Source organism: Rhodococcus sp. NPDC055112, from assembly GCF_053607505.1.
Genome location: NZ_JBSGTR010000007.1, coordinates 63,240 through 80,646, shown reverse-complemented (window position 1 = coordinate 80,646; position 17,407 = coordinate 63,240). Strand labels below are relative to the sequence as shown.

Here is a 17,407-nt window from a genome sequence, read left to right as displayed (position 1 = left end):
CGAGAAAGGCCCCGCCCGTGAGGGCGGGGCCTTTCTTCGTTGAGCGGAGGAGCTGGGAGGGGCTACGAGGCCGGGTTGTGTGCGGCCCTCTGGTAGCCCTTGATGGCGGGGTAGGTGAACACCAGCACCGCCCCGATCGACCACAGTGCCGTCTTGATCAACGGCTCCGCGACCGGGCCACCCAGGGTCAGGCCCTTCATCGTGTCGATCGCGCACGACATGGGCTGGTTCTCGACGAAATTCTGTAGCCACGGCGGGTAGGCCGCGGTCGGCACGAACCCGGAGTTGAAGAACATCAGCAGGGTGCACAGCAGCGAGAGGAGCTCCACCAGGGGCGCCTTGGCTGCCATCACCGACAACATGGTGACCAGTGTCGCGAATCCCAGTCCGAGTAGAAGCGGGACGAACAGCATGCCGACGGCAGGGAGGAAGCCCTGAGTGAACCGGAAACCGAGCGGGATGGCGACCAGCACGATCAGCACCGTGGTGATCATGATGCGGATCGACTCGGCGATCAGGCGGCTCACCAGACCGGCCGCACGATGCATCGGCAGGATCCAGAAGCGTGCCAGCAGGCCGGTCTTCCACTCCTTCTTGAGTGACAGGCCACTCGCGATGCAGCCGAACATGGCGCCGACCAGAGTCATCATCGGGGCGGTGCCGAAGATGCTGTTCACCCCGGTCGCCTTGGTGATCGAGATCCCCAGCACGGCCCAGAACATCAGCATGGTGACGGCGGGGTAGATGACCGCCTGCAGGATGGTGAAGGGGTCACGGAGCCAACCGCGGAGCAGCCTGCCTGCCTGCAGCAAGCTGTGCTCGTAGAGGGCGGGCCAGGACGTCTCGGACGGCGGGTCGGTGACGACGGGGAAGCTGTGGGTGACGGGGGCCGCCGCCCGGGTCTGAAGGTCGGTCATCCTCGCCTCACGTTCGCCCAGATCGACAGCGGGACCGAGACGAGCAGCAGTCCACCGATCCAGAGCAGCGACGGCGTCAGTTGGTGCAGGGTGATGCCGCCCTCGGCCATCGAGCGCATCGAGACGGAGAACTGTGAAATCGGCTGGTTCCGCACGAAGCCCTGGGACCACTCGGGGAACTGCGATTCCGGGACGAACCCGCTCGAGAACATGCCGAGGATGAGCTGCGGAAGGGTCAGCGACTGGCTGGTGATTTCAGGGCTCCTGGTCAGGGTGCCGAGAGCGTCGCCCGCCATCGCGAGAGTCATGCCGACGCCGAGCGCCATCGCGCAGAAAACCACGGCGAGTGATGTGCCGCCGACGAAGCGGAACCCGATGACGTAGCCGTAGGTGACCGCGGCGGCCAGCGAGATCACCGCATGGATGAACATCGCGGTCACCCGCGAGGCCAGCGGGACCGCGGGGAAGATCGGCATCGTCTGGAACCGCGCGTTCATCCCGTTGGATGCTTCGGACGCGGCGCGGCCTGCCGCCGAGATGGCGGTGAAGGCCATGGCCTGCAGCACGATGATCGGCATCACGAACTGTGCGTAGTCGATGCCCTGGACCTTCATGACGAACTTCAGCGGCAGGTAGAAGCCGAGCGTGAAGATCAGGGGAGCCAGGACCGCGACGAAGATCTGTCCGTGCGACCACATGGTGTGCACGTTGCGTCCGGACAGCGCCAGCCACTGCTGCACGCTGGACAGCTGCGGCTTGCGGTGCCGCCCGGTGCGTGCGATCACGACCGGGCTGGCGGCGACCGCCGTCACGACGCGACGCTCGCTTGCTCGGATTCCTCGTCGTCTGCCCTCGTTCCGGTCAGTGCCAGGAACACGTCATCGAGCGACGGACGGCGCAGCGCGATGTCGGCGAGCGGGATCCGCGCGATGTCGAGCCGGCGCAGCACCTCGGCGAGGGTCTGCGCGCCGTACTGCGCGGGAATCGAGAGCCGGTCGTGTCCGGTCTCGGTGATGTACTCGGGCGGGACCAGGCTCATCAGCACGTTGAAGACCCGAGGCAGGTCCGCGAGCTGCACGGGCACCACCTCGCAGTAGCTGCCGCCGGTGCGCTCCTTGAGCTGATCGGCGGTGCCCTCGGCGATCACGGTGCCCTTGTCGATGACGACGATGTTGTCGCTGAGGACGTCGGCCTCTTCGAGGTACTGCGTCGTCAGCAGGATGGTGATGCCCTGCTGCTTGAGCTCGGACACCAGCGACCACACACCCTGGCGGCTACGGGGGTCGAGGCCGGTGGACGGCTCGTCGAGGAAGACCACCTCGGGTCGGGTGACGAGGCCGCAGGCGATGTCGACGCGCCGCCGCATGCCGCCCGAGAAGCCCGACACCTTGCGGTCGGCGGCGTACCCCAGATCGAACTGGCGGAGCAGTTCCTCTGCGCGGCCCTTCGCGGACTGCTTGGTCAAACCCAGGAGTCGCCCGAAGAGCACGAGGTTCTCGCGGGCGGTCAGTGATTCGTCCAGTGCCGCGTACTGGCCGGTCGTCATGATGCTGCGTCGCACCGAGGCGGCCTGCGTCGCCACGTCGTGACCGGCCACGAACGCGCGGCCCGAGTCGGGGCGCAGCAGCGTCGAGAGCACGTTGACCGTGGTGGTCTTACCTGCGCCGTTCGGGCCCAGGATGCCGAGCACGGTCCCTCGGGGAACCTCGAAGCTGACGCCGCGCAGTGCGTGCACGTCGCCGAACGACTTCTGGATTCCCTCGACCAGGACGGCAGAGTGGGGTGAAGGCATGCACGCGAGTATGTCATGCGTCCACTTCGCGGGTGGTCGACAGCGCTGGATTCGTCGCATGTTGGGGTCCGGTTTCCCGTCGTGCGGGCTCGATGTCGCGACGAGTTGGTCCGCCCGGGTGCTCGGCCTGTCTCCGACGTGGGGATTTGTCGTCTAAGTTAACCATCAATCTCTGACTACTGATGCTCTCACGACTTCGTATGTTGCTATTGAGCACTGCTTTCGATCGTCATCCCGAAAGGTCTGGTGAACAGCGCCCCGGTGTGGTTGCATGACGATCATGACTCGACGGGCGGCAGTGACAATCCAGGATCTGGCGGGCGAGGGGATCATGCTCGCGGCCGGCGGGCGGGCGATCCTGCTCCAGGTGGCGAATCGTGGCGTCGGTCACGGGGTCGCTGACCACAGTGATTTCGCCTATCGGGCGGTCGATCGGCTGCGGACGACGATGACCTATATATATGCAGTCGTCTACGGCACCGACGAGGAACGAGCGGCCGTCATCAGGATGGTCAACAAGGCGCACGCCAAGGTGCGCTCGGACGACTACAGCGCCTTCGACCCGCAGCTCCAGCTGTGGGTGGCCGCCACCCTCTACGAGAGCGCCGTCACCCTGTACGAACGCGTCTTCGGCGGGCTCGACGACGCCAATGCCGACGCCCTGTACCGCGAGTACGCGATCTTGGGCACCGCGCTGCAGGTGCCGGACGGACTCTGGCCGCGCGATCGTGCCGAGTTCGCCGCGTACTGGAAGCAGCAGATTGACGGTGCCGAGGTGGACGCGAAGGTCCGGGCCGTCTCGAGGGACCTCTTCCATCCGGTCCGGGCTCCGCTTCTCATCCGCGCGAATCTGCCCGCGTATCGGTGGCTGACGACGGGGCTGCTGCCCGAGCGATTGCGGCAGCAGTTCGAGCTGTCATGGAACGAACGGGACCAGCGCAGGTTCGATCGGGTGATGACGCTGGCTTCCTGGGTGTACCCCCGGATTCCGAGGGTGATCCGACATGCACCCAGGTCCGTATACCTCTGGGACATGCGCAGGCGGCTGCGCTCGCGGGGTTCGCTCGCGGCCTGAGGGCGCAGCCGCCTGCGGCTACTTCGGGCTCACCCAGATGGTGATGTCGGCGTGCACCACCTCGGTGCCTGCCTTGTCGTAGAGCGCGACGGACACCACGAGGTCCGTGCCGGAGGTGATCTCGGCGAAGTCCGGCAGGTCCGGCACCGTCGCCACGGCGCGCAGTCCGGTGTCGGCCTTGGTGATGTACCGGGTGTTCATCGACTTCGGGATCCATCGGTGTGAGGTGGGCACTGTTGCCTCCGCGAGCATGCCCATCGCCGCCTCGGCGAGGTTGCATGCGGCGATGGCGTGGAAGGTGCCGATGTGGTTGTGCACGCCCCACCACTTGGGCGCCCTCGCCTCGCAGAGCCCTGGCTCGAGGCGGGTGACGTGGGGGAGCACCGTCGCGAAGTAGGGCACCCGCAGGCACATGCCCAGCGAGAACAGTGTCGAGCCGACGCGGTTCCTTGGGAGCTTGAGCCAGCCGCGGTAGGTGGGTGTCTGAATCGTCATGGGCGCTATCTTACTTTGCAGTAAGTTCTTTTGCGTCCGGGCGCCTCATGTCGGATTTGAACTCCTGGCCGGTCTGCGGCATACTGTTCGGGTTGCCTAGACCCCGGTCGTGTTCACTGCGTCCGGCGGCGGGCGAGAGATGACCGAAGTTCCGGCAGTCAGTGCGGGGCCGAGGCCAATGCAGGACGGAAGCAGTACCTGCGCTCACTTGCGAGCGCATCCGGTATTCATGTTCAGGGGACAATTGTGCCCTGAGTATGAGAGGTAGGGCGACACGCCCGACCGCGTGTACCGGAGAACCATGACAGATGAACAGCGGCAGCGGATCGGGTACTTGCCCGGTCGCCAACGTTCGGACAGTCATGGGCAAGGCAGGAACTGTGCAAACGAGGTAGCCCATGACGGGTCTACACGAACGAGGTAGCCCCCCCGGGTCTACAAGGGCCTAATTCATAACGGGCAAGGAAGAGGACACAAGCGTGGCGGGACAGAAGATCCGCATCAGGCTCAAGGCCTACGACCATGAGGCGATCGATGCGTCAGCGCGCAAGATCGTCGAGACGGTGACCCGTACCGGGGCCCGTGTCGTTGGACCGGTGCCGTTGCCGACTGAAAAGAACGTGTACTGCGTCATCCGCTCGCCGCACAAGTACAAGGATTCGCGCGAGCACTTCGAGATGCGTACCCACAAGCGGCTCATTGACATCCTCGACCCGACGCCGAAGACAGTCGACGCGCTCATGCGCATCGATCTGCCTGCCAGCGTCGATGTCAACATCCAGTGAGCGCGGCGGAGACAACAATGACTGAGAACAAGATCAAGGGAATCCTGGGCACCAAGCTCGGCATGACCCAGGTCTTCGACGAGAACAACCGGGTCGTCCCGGTCACCGTCGTGAAGGCCGGACCGAACGTGGTCACCCAGATTCGTACCCAGGAGCGCGACGGCTACAGCGCCGTGCAGCTCGCTTTCGGTGCGATCGACCCGCGCAAGGTCAACAAGCCGGAGTCCGGCCAGTTCGCCAAGGCCGGTGTGACCCCCCGTCGCCACGTCGTGGAGCTCCGCGTTGCGGACGCCTCCGAGTACGAGGTCGGCCAGGAGCTCACCGCCGAGGTCTTCGAGGACGGCGCCTACGTCGACGTCACCGGAACCAGCAAGGGCAAGGGCTTCGCCGGAACCATGAAGCGGCACGGCTTCGCCGGCCAGGGCGCCTCTCACGGCGCGCAGGCTGTGCACCGTCGCCCGGGTTCGATCGGTGGCTGCGCCACTCCCGGCCGCGTGTTCAAGGGCATGCGCATGTCGGGCCGCATGGGTAGCGACCGCATCACGACGCAGAACCTCTCGGTCCACAAGGTGGACGCCGAGAACGGTCTGCTTCTCATCAAGGGTGCGATCCCGGGCCGCAAGGGTGGTCTCGTGATCGTCAAGACCGCAGTGAAGGGTGGTGCGTCCGCATGACCGAGACCGCAACCAAGCTGACCCTCGACGTCCGCACCGCCGGTGGCGGCACCAACGGGACCGTCGACCTGCCCGCCGAGATCTTCGACGCAACGGCCAACATCGCGCTGATGCACCAGGTCGTCGTCGCGCAGCTCGCTGCGGCACGTCAGGGCACGCACTCCACCAAGACCCGCGGCGAGGTTCGCGGTGGTGGCAAGAAGCCGTGGCGTCAGAAGGGCACCGGCCGCGCCCGTCAGGGCTCGACCCGCGCCCCGCAGTTCGCCGGTGGTGGCGTCGTCCACGGCCCGCAGCCGCGTGACTACAGCCAGCGGACCCCCAAGAAGATGAAGGCCGCCGCCCTGCGCGGTGCCCTCTCCGACCGGGCCCGCAACGAGCGCATCCACGTGATCACCGAACTGGTGTCGGGTCAGACCCCGTCCACCAAGGGCGCGAAGTCGTTCCTCGGCGAGATCTCGGATCGCAAGAAGCTTCTGCTCGTCGTCGGGCGTGCAGACATCGCGGCATGGAAGAGCGTGCAGAACCTGGAAGGCGTGCATCCCATCGCACCCGACCAGCTCAACACGTACGACGTGCTCAACAGCGATGACATTGTGTTCAGCGTCGAGGCGCTCAACGCGTTCATCCACGGGCCGGCCGAGTCCGCCCAGGCAGACAGCAAGGAGGAGAGCAAGTGAGCACCATCGCTGATCCCCGCGACATCTTGCTGGCCCCGGTCATCTCGGAGAAGTCCTACGGACTGATCGAGGCAGGCACCTACACCTTCCTGGTGCACCCGGACTCGAACAAGACGCAGATCAAGATTGCCGTCGAGAAGGTCTTCGGCGTCAAGGTGACCAGCGTCAACACCGCCAACCGTCAGGGCAAGCGTAAGCGGACGAAGTTCGGTTTCGGCAAGCGCAAGGACACCAAGCGCGCGCTCGTGACCCTCTCGGCCGACAGCAAGCCCATCGAGATCTTCGGAGGCCCGGTCGCGTAAGCGTCTGGGACTTGACGAGATATAGAGGACGAGAAGACTCATGGGAATCCGTAAGTACAAGCCGACTACCCCGGGCCGTCGTGGCTCGAGCGTCTCGGACTTCGCCGAGATCACTCGGTCGACGCCCGAGAAGTCGCTTATCCGCCCGCTGCACGGTCGCGGTGGACGTAACGCACACGGTCGCATCACCACCCGTCACAAGGGTGGCGGGCACAAGCGTGCGTACCGTCTGATCGACTTCCGTCGCAATGACAAGGACGGCGTGCCGGCCAAGGTCGCTCACATCGAGTACGACCCCAACCGCACCGCCAACATTGCCCTGCTGCACTACGCCGACGGCGAGAAGCGCTACATTCTCGCGCCGAAGGACCTCAAGCAGGGCGCGAAGGTCGAGTCCGGTGTCGGTGCCGACATCAAGCCGGGCAACAACCTGCCGCTGCGCAACATCCCGACCGGTACCACCATCCACGGTGTGGAGCTGCGTCCGGGTGGCGGCGCCAAGATGGCCCGCTCCGCAGGCGCCAGCATCCAGCTGCTGGGCAAGGAAGGCCCCTACGCGACCCTGCGTATGCCCTCCGGTGAGATCCGTCGCGTCGACGTGCGCTGCCGCGCATCCGTCGGCGAGGTCGGCAACGCTGAGCAGTCGAACATCAACTGGGGCAAGGCCGGCCGTATGCGCTGGAAGGGCAAGCGCCCGACCGTCCGTGGTGTCGTGATGAACCCGGTCGACCACCCGCACGGTGGTGGCGAGGGCAAGACCTCCGGTGGTCGCCACCCGGTCAGCCCGTGGGGACAGCCTGAGGGCCGTACCCGCAAGCCCAACAAGCCGAGCGACAAGCTCATCGTCCGCCGCCGCCGTACCGGCAAGAACAAGCGCTAGGAGGGAGTTCAGAATGCCACGCAGCCTGAAGAAGGGCCCGTTCGTCGATGACCACCTCCTCGCGAAGGTGGATGTGCAGAACGAAAAGGGAACCAAGCAGGTCATCAAGACCTGGTCCCGTCGTTCCACGATCATCCCGGACTTCATCGGACACACGTTTGCGGTCCACGACGGCCGTAAGCACGTCCCCGTGTTCGTCTCCGACTCGATGGTCGGACACAAGCTCGGAGAGTTTGCACCGACCCGCACGTTCAAGGGTCACATCAAGGATGATCGGAAGGCGAAGAGGCGATGAGTAACACCGAAACCGCCAACCCGACCGCCAAGGCCGTCGCGCGCCACGTGCGTGTGACGCCGATGAAGGCGCGTCGTGTTGTGGATCTGGTTCGCGGGCGTTCCGTCGAGGACGCGCTGTCGATCCTGAAGTTCGCGCCGCAGGCAGCGAGCGAGCCGGTCGCCAAGGTGATCGCCTCCGCAGCGGCCAACGCCGAGAACAACCTCGACCTGGACCCGAGCACGCTTGTCGTCGCCACGGCGTTCGTGGACGAGGGTGCGACCCTCAAGCGGTTCCAGCCGCGTGCACAGGGCCGTGCGTTCCGGATCCGCAAGCGCACTAGCCACATCACCGTGATCGTGGAGAGCCTGCCCAAGGCCGGCACCTCGACCCGCAATCGCCGGAAGGGAAGTGCTCAGTAGTGGGCCAGAAAATCAACCCGCACGGCTTCCGCCTCGGCATCACCACCGACTGGAAGTCTCGCTGGTACGCAGACAAGCAGTACGCGGAGTACGTCAAGGAAGACGTCGCCATCCGCAAGCTCCTCGCCACCGGCATGGAGCGGGCCGGCATCGCGAAGGTGGAGATCGAGCGCACCCGTGACCGGGTTCGCGTCGACATCCACACCGCGCGTCCGGGCATCGTCATCGGTCGCCGCGGCGCCGAGGCCGATCGCATCCGCGCCGAGCTGGAGAAGCTGACCGGCAAGCAGGTCCAGCTCAACATCCTCGAGGTCAAGAACGCTGAGGCCGAGGCCCAGCTCGTGGCCCAGGGTGTTGCGGAGCAGCTGTCGAACCGTGTCGCCTTCCGTCGCGCCATGCGCAAGGCCATCCAGTCGGCCATGCGTCAGCCGAACGTCAAGGGCATCCGGGTGCAGTGCTCGGGCCGTCTCGGCGGCGCCGAGATGTCCCGCTCGGAGTTCTACCGCGAGGGTCGGGTTCCGCTGCACACGCTGCGTGCGGACATCGACTACGGGCTCTACGAGGCCAAGACCACCTTCGGCCGCATCGGCGTGAAGGTCTGGATCTACAAGGGCGACATCGTCGGCGGCAAGCGTGAAGCCATCGCCAGCGCTGCAGCCCCGGCAGGCGATCGCCCCCGTCGCGAGCGTCCGAGCCGTCCGCGTCGCTCCGGTGCCTCGGGCACCACGGCGACCAGCACCGAGGCCGGCCGCGCAGCGACCGCCACCGCAGAAGCTCCGGCTTCGACCGAGACGAATCAGGAGGGCTGACGCATGTTGATCCCCCGTCGGGTCAAGCACCGCAAGCAGCACCACCCGAGCCGTTCGGGTGCCGCCAAGGGCGGAACCCAGGTGACCTTCGGTGACTACGGCATCCAGGCTCTCGAGCCCGCCTACATCACCAACCGTCAGATCGAGTCCGCTCGTATCGCAATGACGCGCCACATCAAGCGTGGCGGCAAGATCTGGATCAACATCTTCCCGGATCGCCCGCTCACGAAGAAGCCTGCCGAGACCCGAATGGGTTCCGGTAAGGGTTCGCCCGAGTGGTGGGTCGCGAACATCAAGCCCGGTCGGGTCATGTTCGAGATGACTTACCCGAACGAGGAGATTGCTCGCGAGGCCCTGCGCCGCGCGATGCACAAGCTCCCGTGCAAGTGCAGGATCGTCACGAGGGAGGAGCAGTTCTGATGGCTACTGGAACCCCAGCCGCAGAGCTCCGTGAGCTCAGCGAAGAAGAGTTGGTCACCCGGCTCCGCGAGTCGAAGGAAGAGCTGTTCAACCTTCGCTTCCAGATGGCGACCGGTCAGTTGGACAACAACCGTCGTCTGCGCGTTGTCCGCCACGAGATCGCGCGCGTCTACACCGTCATGCGCGAGCGTGAGCTCGGCCTCGCAGCCGCCCCGAGTGCGGGAGACGCGGCATGAGTGAGAACGAGAAGGACACCGCAGTGACTGAAGAGCGTGGGACCCGCAAGGTCCGCATCGGCTACGTCGTCTCCGACAAGATGGAGAAGACGATCGTTGTCGAGCTCGAGGATCGTGTGAAGCACCCGCTGTACGGCAAGATCATCCGCCGTACCACCAAGGTGAAGGCGCACGACGAGAACGGCATCGCCGGCATCGGCGACCGCGTCCAGCTCATGGAGACCCGACCGCTGTCGGCGACCAAGCGCTGGCGTCTGGTCGAGGTGCTCGAGAAGGCCAAGTAAGAAGAGCACTACACCGAAACGGCCCGTCCCCGGTTGGGGGCGGGCCGTTTCGCGTGTGCGACCAGCGGGGGAGTGCACAACCACAATCGACGCCGATAACGCGCGATTTGGATTCCCTCGGCGTGTTCCCTACACTAGAGCGGTTGCCTGTGCCTCCGCATGCCCGCATGTGGGTACGGCTGGGTAACAGACCGCGCGCATCGGGTCGGTAATCCGGTGCGTACGAAAATCCAGGTCTTAGGAGAGATCAGTGATTCAGCAGGAGTCGCGACTGCGCGTCGCCGACAACACGGGTGCCAAGGAGATTCTCTGCATCCGCGTTCTCGGCGGTTCGTCTCGTCGCTACGCCGGGATCGGCGACATCATCGTCGCCACCGTCAAGGACGCCATCCCGGGTGGAAACATCAAGAAGGGCGAGGTCGTCAAGGCCGTCATCGTCCGCACCACCAAGGAGCGCCGCCGTCCGGACGGCTCGTACATCAAGTTCGATGAGAACGCTGCCGTTCTCATCAAGCCTGATCACGATCCCCGTGGCACCCGCATCTTCGGACCCGTGGGTCGTGAGCTGCGCGACAAGAAGTTCATGAAGATCGTTTCGCTCGCCCCGGAGGTGCTGTGATGAAGGTGCACAAGGGTGACACCGTTCTGGTCATCGCCGGCAAGGACAAGGGCGCCAAGGGCAAGGTCATCCAGGCCTTTCCGGCGACCGAGAAGGTCCTCGTCGAGGGCGTGAACCGGATCAAGAAGCACACCGCGGTCTCCGCGAACGAGCGTGGCGCCTCCTCCGGCGGCATCGTGACGCAGGAAGCCCCGATCCACGTGTCGAACGTGCAGGTCGTGGACTCGGACGGTAACGCAACTCGCGTTGGCTACCGCACCGACGAGAACGGCAAGCGGGTTCGGATCTCCCGTAAGAACGGGAAGGACATCTGAGATGACTAGCACTGAGAACAAGATCGTTCCCCGTCTGAAGACCCGCTACCGCGCCGAGATCAAGGACGCGCTGAACGCGGAGTTCGAGTACGCGAACGTCATGCAGATCCCCGGCGTGGTCAAGGTCGTCGTCAACATGGGTGTCGGCGACGCCGCCCGCGACGCGAAGCTGATCAACGGCGCGGTCAACGACCTCGAACTGATCACCGGCCAGAAGCCCGAGATCCGCAAGGCCCGCAAGTCCATCGCGCAGTTCAAGCTGCGTGAGGGCATGCCGATCGGCGCGCGCGTCACCCTCCGTGGCGACCGCATGTGGGAGTTCCTCGACCGCCTGGTCAGCATCGCGCTGCCCCGTATCAGGGACTTCCGCGGCCTGTCCGGCAAGCAGTTCGACGGCAACGGCAACTACACCTTCGGTCTCAACGAGCAGTCGATGTTCCACGAGATCGACGTGGACAAGATCGATCGCCCGCGCGGTATGGACATCACCGTCGTGACGACCGCGACCAACAACGAAGAAGGCCGTGCCCTGCTCAAGCACCTCGGCTTCCCGTTCAAGGAGAACTGAGCCATGGCGAAGAAGGCACTGGTCAACAAGGCCAACAAGAAGCCCAAGTTCGCGGTGCGCGCCTACACCCGCTGCCAGCGGTGCGGCCGCCCCCACTCGGTGTTCCGCAAGTTCGGCCTGTGCCGAATCTGCGTTCGCGAGATGGCGCACGCGGGCGAGCTGCCGGGCGTTCACAAGAGCTCCTGGTAACCAAACACTTCTGGCTTGCATCCGTGAGCCAGTCCAAAGGAAAACCCCTTCGCTGTAGGCCCACGGCCGGCAGGTGCTCCACGAGTGCCGACCCCGGTGTTGCATGGGAACCGCTGCGAGAAAGGTGAACAGGTCAACCCCATGACCATGACCGATCCAATCGCAGACTTCTTGACGCGTCTGCGCAACGCCAACTCGGCGTACCACGACGAGGTGAAGCTTCCCCACTCGAAGATCAAGGCGAACATCGCCGAGATCCTCAAGCGCGAGGGCTACATCTCCGATTTCCGTACCGAGGACGCCGAGGTGGGCAAGACCCTCATCGTCGACCTGAAGTACGGACCCAGCCGTGAGCGCAGCCTCGCGGGTGTCCGGCGCGTTTCCAAGCCCGGCCTCCGGGTTTACGCGAAGTCCACCAACCTGCCCAAGGTCCTGGGCGGCCTCGGCGTGGCGATCATCTCCACGTCCTCCGGCCTGCTCACGGATCGTCAGGCGGCCAAGCAGGGCGTCGGCGGCGAAGTCCTCGCCTACGTCTGGTAAGGGAGGCCACCACAATGTCGCGTATTGGAAAGATTCCGGTCACCGTCCCCGCGGGCGTTGACGTCACCATCGAAGGCCAGAACGTCTCGGTCAAGGGCCCCAAGGGCACCCTGGCGCTGACGATCGCCGAGCCGATCAGCGTTGCCAAGAGCGAGGACGGTGCCCTTCTGGTCACCCGTCCGGACGACGAGCGTCGCAGCCGCGCGCTGCACGGCCTCTCGCGCACCCTGGTCGCCAACCTGATCACCGGTGTCACCGAGGGCTACACCACGAAGATGGAGATCCACGGCGTGGGTTACCGCGTCGCGCTCAAGGGCAAGGACCTCGAGTTCGCGCTGGGTTACAGCCACCCGGTGCCGATCGAGGCCCCCGAGGGCATCACCTTCGTCGTCGAGACGCCCACCCGGTTCTCGGTCTCGGGTATCGACAAGCAGAAGGTCGGCCAGATCTCGGCCAACATCCGTCGTCTTCGCCGTCCGGACCCGTACAAGGGTAAGGGCGTGCGTTACGAGGGTGAGCAGATCCGCCGCAAGGTCGGAAAGACGGGTAAGTGATATGAGCCAGACTGCAAACCAGAAAGCCAAGCGGATTCCGCTGGGCAAGGATGCGTCCACCACGCGTCGTCTCTCGAAGACGCGTCGTCACTTCCGTCTGCGCAAGAAGGTCTCGGGCACGCCCGAGCGTCCGCGCCTGGTCGTGAACCGGTCCTCGCGCCACATCCACGTCCAGCTCGTGGACGACCTGGCCGGCCGCACCCTGGCCGCCGCGTCGACCATCGAGCCGGACCTGCGTGCGGCCGAGGGCGACAAGAAGGCCCTGAGCGCGAAGGTCGGTCAGCTGATCGCCGAGCGCGCGAAGGCAGCCGGCGTCGAGGCCGTGGTCTTCGACCACGGTGGCCACGGCTACCACGGTCGCATCGCGGCCCTGGCGGACGCTGCTCGCGAAGGCGGGTTGAAGTTCTGATGATGAAGTTCACGAATGGAAGGACAGTCTGATGCCGGGACGTCAGAGGCGTGACGGCGGCAGCGGACCCGCCGGACAGAATGGCCCCAACACCGGGGACAACCGCGGCGGCGGCGACCGTCGTGGCGGCGGTCGTGACGATCGTCGTGGCGGCCAGGCGGCCCCGAAGTCGGACCACATCGAGCGCGTTGTCACCATCAACCGCGTGTCGAAGGTCGTCAAGGGTGGTCGTCGCTTCAGCTTCACCGCGCTCGTGATCGTGGGCGACGGCAACGGGCTCGTTGGCGTCGGCTACGGCAAGGCCAAGGAAGTTCCCGCGGCCATCCAGAAGGGTGTCGAGGAGGCTCGCAAGAGCTTCTTCCGCGTTCCGATGATCGGCGGCACCATCACTCACCCCATCCAGGGTGAGGCGGCTGCCGGTGTGGTCATGCTCCGTCCGGCCAGCGCCGGTACCGGTGTCATCGCCGGTGGTGCGGTGCGTGCCGTGCTCGAGTGCGCGGGTATCCACGACATCCTGTCGAAGTCGCTCGGTAGCGACAACGCAATCAACGTCGTTCACGCGACCGTCGCCGCCCTCAAGGGCCTTCAGCGTCCCGAGGAGGTGGCCGCTCGCCGCGGACTGCCCATCGAGGACGTGGCCCCGGCCGGCATGCTGCGTGCACGTGCGGGACAGGGAGTCTGAGATGGCTGAACTTAAGGTCACCCAGGTAAAGAGCTCGATCGGTACCAAGAAGAACCAGCGCGACAGCCTGCGCACCCTCGGTCTGAAGGGCATCCGTCAGACCGTCGTCCGCGAGGACAACGCGCAGAACCGTGGCCTGGTCAACGTGGTCCGCCACCTCGTCACAGTTGAGGAGGTCTAACCATGACCATCAAGTTGCACCACCTGCGCCCCGCCCCGGGTGCCAAGTCCGACAAGATCCGCGTCGGTCGAGGCGAGGGCGGCAAGCGAGGTAAGACCGCAGGTCGCGGCACGAAGGGCACCAAGGCCCGCAAGAACGTGCCCGCAGCCTTCGAGGGTGGACAGATGCCGCTGCACATGCGTCTGCCCAAGCTCAAGGGATTCAAGAACCCGTTCCGGACCGAGTACCAGGTCGTCAACGTGGGCGATATCGCCCGTCTGTTCCCCAATGGTGGGACCATTGGCGTTGCCGAGCTCGTCGAGGCCGGCGCGGTTCGCAAGAACCAGCTCGTGAAGGTCCTCGGCGACGGAGAGCTCACGGTGTCCGTTCAGGTCACCGCGAACAAGTTCACCGGTGCCGCCAAGGAGAAGATCGCCGCTGCCGGTGGGACGACCACCGAGCTGTGATCCACCAGTAGTTCGAGACCGATGGCCGCAGCGCATCCCGAAGGGGCGTGCTGCGGCCATTCGTCTAACCTGACTCACACGGTCTATTGGGGCTGAGTGAACGGGTGCCACTGCTAGTGTTCTAAAGTTCATTTCGCCTCGTGAGCGATCCCGCTCGCGTTTTGCCAGTGCCAGGAGGATCTTTGCTTTCCGCCTTCGTCTCGGCCCTCAGGACTCCCGACCTGAGGCGGAAGATTCTCTTCGCCCTCGGCATCATCGCGTTGTACCGGTTCGGTGCGACGCTGCCGTCTCCCGGCGTCGACTACGCGAACGTCAAGACCTGCATCGATCAGATCTCCGGTGGTGACTCGGCGGGCATCTACTCGCTGATCAACCTGTTCTCCGGTGGCGCGTTGCTGCAGCTGTCGGTGTTCGCGATCGGCATCATGCCGTACATCACGGCGAGCATCATCGTGCAGCTGCTGACGGTGGTCATCCCCAGGTTCGAGGAACTCCGCAAGGAGGGCCAGTCGGGCCAGGCGAAGATGACCCAGTACACGCGATACCTGTCGATCGCGTTGGCCGTCCTCCAGTCCACCGGCATCGTTGCGCTCGCAGCGCGCGGCCAGCTGTTGCAGGGCTGTCAGGAAGACATCATCGCCGACCAGTCCATCTTCGGCCTGGTGACCATCGTCCTGGTGATGACCGCCGGTGCGGCCCTGGTGATGTGGTTCGGCGAGCTGATCACCGAGCGCGGCGTCGGCAACGGCATGTCGCTGCTCATCTTCTCGGGCATCGCCTCGCGCATGCCGTCTGAGGGCGGGGCGATCCTCGACAGCCGCGGCGGACTGATCTTCGCGATGGTCTGTGTCGCTGCCCTCGCCCTCATCGCGGGCGTGGTCTTCGTCGAGCAGGGCCAGCGGCGCATCCCGGTGCAGTACGCCAAGCGGATGGTCGGCCGGAAGATGTACGGCGGTTCCTCGACGTACCTGCCGCTGAAGGTCAACCAGGCCGGCGTCATCCCGGTGATCTTCGCGTCCTCGCTGCTGTACCTGCCGAACCTGATCGCCCAGCTGACCGGCGCAAGCACTGCCACCGACCCGAGCTGGTGGCAGCGGATCATCCAGGAGTACCTGGTCAATCCCAGCAACCCGGTCTACATCCTCATCTACTTCCTGCTCATCGTCTTCTTCACCTACTTCTACGTCGCGATCACCTTCAATCCCGAAGAGCGCGCGGACGAGATGAAGAAGTTCGGTGGCTTCATCCCGGGCATCCGGCCCGGCCGCCCGACGGCGGACTACCTCAACTACGTGCTCAGCCGCATCACGCTGCCGGGCGCCATCTACCTCGGTCTCATCGCGGTGCTTCCCAATTTCTTCCTGAGCGGAAGTGCGGGTAGCAGCATCTTCGGTGGTGCGGCAGTGCTGATTCTCGTCAGCGTCGGCCTCGACACCGTCAAGCAGATCGAGAGTCAACTCATGCAGCGCAACTACGAAGGGTTCCTCAAGTGAGACTTGTCCTCCTTGGTCCTCCCGGTGCCGGTAAGGGCACTCAGGCCGCCATCCTGTCGGAAAAGCTCGGCGTTCCGCACATCTCCACGGGCGACCTGTTCCGCGCCAACATCGGGCAGCAGACGGCGCTTGGACTCGAGGCGAAGAAGTACCTCGATGCGGGCGACCTGGTGCCCAGCGAGATCACGAACAACATGGTCCGCGCCCGGGTCTCCGAGCCGGACGCCGTGAACGGTTTCCTGCTCGACGGTTTCCCCCGCACGGTCGATCAGGCGCAGGCGCTCGAGGGCATCCTCGGCGAGCTGAACGCCAAGCTCGACGGCGTGCTCGCGTTCGAGGTCGACGACGACGTGGTGGTGGAGCGGATGCTCGCCCGCGGTCGCGCGGACGACACGGAAGACGTGATCCGGAACCGGATGCGTGTCTACCGCGAGGAGACCGCGCCGCTGCTGGACCACTACGCGGGTCAGATCGTCACCGTCGACGCCGTCGGCGAGGTCGACGAGGTCAACGCGCGCGCACTCGCCGCGCTCGGTAAGTAAGAGGCAGTCGTGGGGTTTCGTCGTAAGAAGGTTGTTCCCTTCCGCACCGCGGGCGAGTTGGACGCGATGGCGGCGGCAGGCGCCGTCGTCGGAGCGACACTCGTCGCGGTGCGCAATGCGGCGAAACCCGGCGTGAGCACCCTCGAGCTCGATCAGCTGGCCGAGCAGACGATCCGTGACGCCGGTGCCGTGCCGTCGTTCCTCGGCTACCACGGGTTCACCGGTTCGATCTGCTCGTCGGTGAACGACCGTGTGGTGCACGGGATCCCGTCGGCCGAGGACATGCTCGTCGAGGGTGATCTGGTGTCCATCGACTGCGGCGCGATCCTCGACGGCTGGCACGGCGACTCCGCCTGGACCTTCGGTGTCGGGACCATCATCGAGGCCGACGAGCTGCTCAGCGAGGCCACCAAGCTGTCGATGGAGGCGGGCATCGCGGCGATGATCGCAGGCAACCGCCTCACCGACGTCTCGCACGCGATCGAGCTGGGCACCCTGGCCGCCGCGAAGGCCCACGGACGCAAGTACGGCATCGTCGACGGGTACGGCGGTCACGCCATCGGCCGCGAGATGCACATGGATCCGTTCCTGCCGAACGAGGGGGCGCCCGGCAAGGGACCCGAACTCGTCATCGGCTCCGTGTTGGCCATCGAGCCGATGCTGACCCTCGGCACCCACGAGACCGAGGTGCTCGACGACGAGTGGACCGTCGTGACCACCGACGGGTCGAGGGCCGCGCACTGGGAGCACACCGTCGCGGTCACCGAGGACGGCCCGCGGATCCTGACGCTCCGCCCCGAGTAGACGCCGAAGGCCTACCGTCGACCC

29 protein-coding genes are annotated in these 17,407 nt (G+C 65.4%); 25 read left to right on the top strand and 4 right to left on the bottom strand.

Annotated elements, in window-relative coordinates; translation table 11 throughout:
- Window positions 1–62: 62 nt before the first annotated feature.
- From ACWFRB_RS05970 to ACWFRB_RS05960, 3 genes are read right to left on the bottom strand one after another with little or no spacing between them, the layout of a single operon-like run.
- Window positions 63–917, bottom strand: a complete 855-nt coding sequence (locus ACWFRB_RS05970; RefSeq protein ID WP_452639500.1) for an ABC transporter permease — start codon at window positions 915–917, stop codon at window positions 63–65.
- On the bottom strand, window positions 914–1,729 hold the full coding sequence (locus tag ACWFRB_RS05965; RefSeq protein WP_452639499.1) for an ABC transporter permease: 816 nt from the start codon (window positions 1,727–1,729) through the stop codon (window positions 914–916). Before ACWFRB_RS05965 ends, ACWFRB_RS05970 begins: the two co-directional genes overlap by 4 nt.
- The gene (locus ACWFRB_RS05960) at window positions 1,726–2,709 is read right to left on the bottom strand and encodes an ATP-binding cassette domain-containing protein (protein ID WP_452639498.1); all 984 of its coding nucleotides are present in this window, start codon (window positions 2,707–2,709) and stop codon (window positions 1,726–1,728) included. The genes ACWFRB_RS05965 and ACWFRB_RS05960 overlap by 4 nt, the downstream gene beginning before the upstream one ends.
- A 271-nt stretch (window positions 2,710–2,980) precedes the next feature.
- On the opposite strand from ACWFRB_RS05960, the gene ACWFRB_RS05955 reads away from it, so the two are divergent.
- A complete protein-coding gene (locus ACWFRB_RS05955; protein ID WP_452639496.1) occupies window positions 2,981–3,784 on the top strand; it encodes an oxygenase MpaB family protein in 804 nt (267 codons plus the stop codon).
- An 18-nt stretch (window positions 3,785–3,802) separates the two neighbouring features.
- Here ACWFRB_RS05955 and ACWFRB_RS05950 read toward each other — a convergent pair whose 3' ends face one another.
- Window positions 3,803–4,279, bottom strand: a complete 477-nt coding sequence (locus ACWFRB_RS05950; protein ID WP_452639495.1) for a hotdog fold domain-containing protein — start codon at window positions 4,277–4,279, stop codon at window positions 3,803–3,805.
- 479 nt (window positions 4,280–4,758) lie between these two features.
- On the opposite strand from ACWFRB_RS05950, the gene rpsJ reads away from it, so the two are divergent.
- The 24 genes from rpsJ to map all read left to right on the top strand — a co-directional run bounded on the left by rpsJ (window position 4,759) and on the right by map (window position 17,383).
- Complete coding sequence (gene rpsJ / locus ACWFRB_RS05945) at window positions 4,759–5,064, top strand: 30S ribosomal protein S10 (RefSeq protein WP_003938093.1); 306 nt, start codon at window positions 4,759–4,761, stop codon at window positions 5,062–5,064.
- A gap of 17 nt (window positions 5,065–5,081) precedes the next feature.
- Window positions 5,082–5,738 (top strand): 50S ribosomal protein L3, encoded by a 657-nt coding sequence (gene rplC / locus ACWFRB_RS05940; RefSeq protein ID WP_452639493.1) that lies wholly within the window; start codon window positions 5,082–5,084, stop codon window positions 5,736–5,738.
- Window positions 5,735–6,415 carry a 50S ribosomal protein L4 gene (gene rplD, locus ACWFRB_RS05935; RefSeq protein WP_378500605.1) on the top strand — a complete coding sequence of 227 codons (681 nt, stop codon included), beginning with the start codon at window positions 5,735–5,737 and terminating at the stop codon, window positions 6,413–6,415. Before rplC ends, rplD begins: the two co-directional genes overlap by 4 nt.
- On the top strand, window positions 6,412–6,717 hold the full coding sequence (rplW, locus tag ACWFRB_RS05930; protein WP_452639492.1) for a 50S ribosomal protein L23: 306 nt from the start codon (window positions 6,412–6,414) through the stop codon (window positions 6,715–6,717). Before rplD ends, rplW begins: the two co-directional genes overlap by 4 nt.
- 40 nt (window positions 6,718–6,757) lie before the next feature.
- The gene (rplB, locus tag ACWFRB_RS05925) at window positions 6,758–7,597 is read left to right on the top strand and encodes a 50S ribosomal protein L2 (protein ID WP_452639491.1); all 840 of its coding nucleotides are present in this window, start codon (window positions 6,758–6,760) and stop codon (window positions 7,595–7,597) included.
- 13 nt (window positions 7,598–7,610) lie between these two features.
- Window positions 7,611–7,892: a 30S ribosomal protein S19 gene (rpsS, locus tag ACWFRB_RS05920; RefSeq protein WP_003940820.1), complete on the top strand. Its 282-nt coding sequence runs from the start codon at window positions 7,611–7,613 to the stop codon at window positions 7,890–7,892.
- Window positions 7,889–8,293: a 50S ribosomal protein L22 gene (rplV, locus tag ACWFRB_RS05915; protein WP_027503154.1), complete on the top strand. Its 405-nt coding sequence runs from the start codon at window positions 7,889–7,891 to the stop codon at window positions 8,291–8,293. Before rpsS ends, rplV begins: the two co-directional genes overlap by 4 nt.
- Window positions 8,293–9,102: a 30S ribosomal protein S3 gene (gene rpsC / locus ACWFRB_RS05910; protein ID WP_077040839.1), complete on the top strand. Its 810-nt coding sequence runs from the start codon at window positions 8,293–8,295 to the stop codon at window positions 9,100–9,102. The genes rplV and rpsC overlap by 1 nt, the downstream gene beginning before the upstream one ends.
- Before the next feature lie 3 nt (window positions 9,103–9,105).
- Entirely contained in the window at window positions 9,106–9,522 is a 417-nt protein-coding gene (gene rplP / locus ACWFRB_RS05905) for a 50S ribosomal protein L16 (RefSeq protein WP_027503156.1), read from the top strand.
- Complete coding sequence (rpmC, locus tag ACWFRB_RS05900; RefSeq protein ID WP_077040840.1) at window positions 9,522–9,758, top strand: 50S ribosomal protein L29; 237 nt, start codon at window positions 9,522–9,524, stop codon at window positions 9,756–9,758. The genes rplP and rpmC overlap by 1 nt, the downstream gene beginning before the upstream one ends.
- Window positions 9,755–10,042, top strand: coding sequence for a 30S ribosomal protein S17 (gene rpsQ, locus ACWFRB_RS05895; RefSeq protein WP_077040841.1), 288 nt, complete (start codon window positions 9,755–9,757; stop codon window positions 10,040–10,042). Before rpmC ends, rpsQ begins: the two co-directional genes overlap by 4 nt.
- Before the next feature lie 250 nt (window positions 10,043–10,292).
- The gene (gene rplN, locus ACWFRB_RS05890; RefSeq protein ID WP_027503159.1) at window positions 10,293–10,661 is read left to right on the top strand and encodes a 50S ribosomal protein L14; all 369 of its coding nucleotides are present in this window, start codon (window positions 10,293–10,295) and stop codon (window positions 10,659–10,661) included.
- Window positions 10,661–10,975, top strand: a complete 315-nt coding sequence (rplX, locus tag ACWFRB_RS05885) for a 50S ribosomal protein L24 (protein WP_027503160.1) — start codon at window positions 10,661–10,663, stop codon at window positions 10,973–10,975. The genes rplN and rplX overlap by 1 nt, the downstream gene beginning before the upstream one ends.
- A gap of 1 nt (window position 10,976) precedes the next feature.
- Window positions 10,977–11,543 (top strand): 50S ribosomal protein L5, encoded by a 567-nt coding sequence (rplE, locus tag ACWFRB_RS05880; RefSeq protein WP_077040842.1) that lies wholly within the window; start codon window positions 10,977–10,979, stop codon window positions 11,541–11,543.
- A 3-nt stretch (window positions 11,544–11,546) separates the two neighbouring features.
- Window positions 11,547–11,732, top strand: coding sequence for a type Z 30S ribosomal protein S14 (locus ACWFRB_RS05875; RefSeq protein WP_005239644.1), 186 nt, complete (start codon window positions 11,547–11,549; stop codon window positions 11,730–11,732).
- Between the two features lie 141 nt (window positions 11,733–11,873).
- Window positions 11,874–12,272 (top strand): 30S ribosomal protein S8, encoded by a 399-nt coding sequence (gene rpsH / locus ACWFRB_RS05870; RefSeq protein ID WP_050063876.1) that lies wholly within the window; start codon window positions 11,874–11,876, stop codon window positions 12,270–12,272.
- 14 nt (window positions 12,273–12,286) lie between these two features.
- Window positions 12,287–12,826 (top strand): 50S ribosomal protein L6, encoded by a 540-nt coding sequence (gene rplF / locus ACWFRB_RS05865; RefSeq protein WP_097211073.1) that lies wholly within the window; start codon window positions 12,287–12,289, stop codon window positions 12,824–12,826.
- A 1-nt stretch (window position 12,827) separates the two neighbouring features.
- Window positions 12,828–13,235, top strand: coding sequence for a 50S ribosomal protein L18 (gene rplR / locus ACWFRB_RS05860; protein ID WP_077040843.1), 408 nt, complete (start codon window positions 12,828–12,830; stop codon window positions 13,233–13,235).
- Between the two features lie 31 nt (window positions 13,236–13,266).
- Window positions 13,267–13,917, top strand: coding sequence for a 30S ribosomal protein S5 (gene rpsE, locus ACWFRB_RS05855; RefSeq protein WP_097211074.1), 651 nt, complete (start codon window positions 13,267–13,269; stop codon window positions 13,915–13,917).
- A 1-nt stretch (window position 13,918) separates the two neighbouring features.
- Window positions 13,919–14,098, top strand: a complete 180-nt coding sequence (gene rpmD / locus ACWFRB_RS05850; protein ID WP_027503165.1) for a 50S ribosomal protein L30 — start codon at window positions 13,919–13,921, stop codon at window positions 14,096–14,098.
- 2 nt (window positions 14,099–14,100) lie between these two features.
- Window positions 14,101–14,544: a 50S ribosomal protein L15 gene (gene rplO / locus ACWFRB_RS05845; protein WP_077040845.1), complete on the top strand. Its 444-nt coding sequence runs from the start codon at window positions 14,101–14,103 to the stop codon at window positions 14,542–14,544.
- Between the two features lie 182 nt (window positions 14,545–14,726).
- On the top strand, window positions 14,727–16,037 hold the full coding sequence (gene secY, locus ACWFRB_RS05840) for a preprotein translocase subunit SecY (protein ID WP_452639487.1): 1,311 nt from the start codon (window positions 14,727–14,729) through the stop codon (window positions 16,035–16,037).
- Window positions 16,034–16,579: an adenylate kinase gene (locus tag ACWFRB_RS05835; RefSeq protein ID WP_027503168.1), complete on the top strand. Its 546-nt coding sequence runs from the start codon at window positions 16,034–16,036 to the stop codon at window positions 16,577–16,579. The genes secY and ACWFRB_RS05835 overlap by 4 nt, the downstream gene beginning before the upstream one ends.
- 9 nt (window positions 16,580–16,588) lie before the next feature.
- The gene (gene map / locus ACWFRB_RS05830) at window positions 16,589–17,383 is read left to right on the top strand and encodes a type I methionyl aminopeptidase (RefSeq protein ID WP_452639485.1); all 795 of its coding nucleotides are present in this window, start codon (window positions 16,589–16,591) and stop codon (window positions 17,381–17,383) included.
- Window positions 17,384–17,407 lie beyond the last annotated feature (24 nt).

Coding starts and splice junctions, on each gene's coding strand:
- rpsH (WP_050063876.1), top strand. CDS start 11,874: ATGACCATGACCGATCCAATCGCAGACTTCTTGACGCGTCTGCGCAAC.
- ACWFRB_RS05960 (WP_452639498.1), bottom strand. CDS start 2,709: ATGCCTTCACCCCACTCTGCCGTCCTGGTCGAGGGAATCCAGAAGTCG.
- rpsS (WP_003940820.1), top strand. CDS start 7,611: ATGCCACGCAGCCTGAAGAAGGGCCCGTTCGTCGATGACCACCTCCTC.
- rpmD (WP_027503165.1), top strand. CDS start 13,919: ATGGCTGAACTTAAGGTCACCCAGGTAAAGAGCTCGATCGGTACCAAG.
- rplF (WP_097211073.1), top strand. CDS start 12,287: ATGTCGCGTATTGGAAAGATTCCGGTCACCGTCCCCGCGGGCGTTGAC.
- rplD (WP_378500605.1), top strand. CDS start 5,735: ATGACCGAGACCGCAACCAAGCTGACCCTCGACGTCCGCACCGCCGGT.
- ACWFRB_RS05875 (WP_005239644.1), top strand. CDS start 11,547: ATGGCGAAGAAGGCACTGGTCAACAAGGCCAACAAGAAGCCCAAGTTC.
- rplC (WP_452639493.1), top strand. CDS start 5,082: ATGACTGAGAACAAGATCAAGGGAATCCTGGGCACCAAGCTCGGCATG.
- rplP (WP_027503156.1), top strand. CDS start 9,106: ATGTTGATCCCCCGTCGGGTCAAGCACCGCAAGCAGCACCACCCGAGC.
- ACWFRB_RS05970 (WP_452639500.1), bottom strand. CDS start 917: ATGACCGACCTTCAGACCCGGGCGGCGGCCCCCGTCACCCACAGCTTC.
- rplX (WP_027503160.1), top strand. CDS start 10,661: ATGAAGGTGCACAAGGGTGACACCGTTCTGGTCATCGCCGGCAAGGAC.
- rplO (WP_077040845.1), top strand. CDS start 14,101: ATGACCATCAAGTTGCACCACCTGCGCCCCGCCCCGGGTGCCAAGTCC.
- rplE (WP_077040842.1), top strand. CDS start 10,977: ATGACTAGCACTGAGAACAAGATCGTTCCCCGTCTGAAGACCCGCTAC.
- ACWFRB_RS05955 (WP_452639496.1), top strand. CDS start 2,981: ATGACGATCATGACTCGACGGGCGGCAGTGACAATCCAGGATCTGGCG.
- ACWFRB_RS05950 (WP_452639495.1), bottom strand. CDS start 4,279: ATGACGATTCAGACACCCACCTACCGCGGCTGGCTCAAGCTCCCAAGG.
- rplR (WP_077040843.1), top strand. CDS start 12,828: ATGAGCCAGACTGCAAACCAGAAAGCCAAGCGGATTCCGCTGGGCAAG.
- rpsQ (WP_077040841.1), top strand. CDS start 9,755: ATGAGTGAGAACGAGAAGGACACCGCAGTGACTGAAGAGCGTGGGACC.
- rplV (WP_027503154.1), top strand. CDS start 7,889: ATGAGTAACACCGAAACCGCCAACCCGACCGCCAAGGCCGTCGCGCGC.
- rplB (WP_452639491.1), top strand. CDS start 6,758: ATGGGAATCCGTAAGTACAAGCCGACTACCCCGGGCCGTCGTGGCTCG.
- rpsE (WP_097211074.1), top strand. CDS start 13,267: ATGCCGGGACGTCAGAGGCGTGACGGCGGCAGCGGACCCGCCGGACAG.
- rpmC (WP_077040840.1), top strand. CDS start 9,522: ATGGCTACTGGAACCCCAGCCGCAGAGCTCCGTGAGCTCAGCGAAGAA.